Consider the following 315-nt stretch of genomic DNA (forward strand, 5'->3'; position numbering starts at 1 on the left):
CTTGGTAATTACTGGTATATAGAACCGGCAGGACGGGTAGGTTATCCGCATATTTTGGGAGCCAGCTTAACGGTCGGAATCAGATTTAAAAATCAAAAAAAAAAATACGATGAAAAAAAAAATGGAAATGAAAAAATTCAGTCCCCAAGTGAATATTCCCCTGCCAAAAAGGGCTGGGGTGGCGGTTAAGCCCGGAAAAAAAACGGGGGCGGGCTTTGGGGGGGTGCCCGAAAAATAAAACAAAGAAAAATTCGTAAAAAAAAACCGCCGCAAAAAAGGGTAACGGCGAGAAAAATACACATAAAAGTTCTTACA

The 315-nt window shown here is 41.0% G+C and carries 1 protein-coding gene; it reads left to right on the forward strand.

Annotated elements, in window-relative coordinates; genetic code table 11:
* A partial coding sequence (locus ACYVTD_RS18835; RefSeq protein WP_461249106.1) for a hypothetical protein occupies positions 1-189 on the forward strand: 189 nt, incomplete at its 5' end.
* Between the last annotated feature and the right edge of the window lie 126 nt (positions 190-315).

Source organism: Treponema sp. R6D11 (assembly GCF_054786075.1).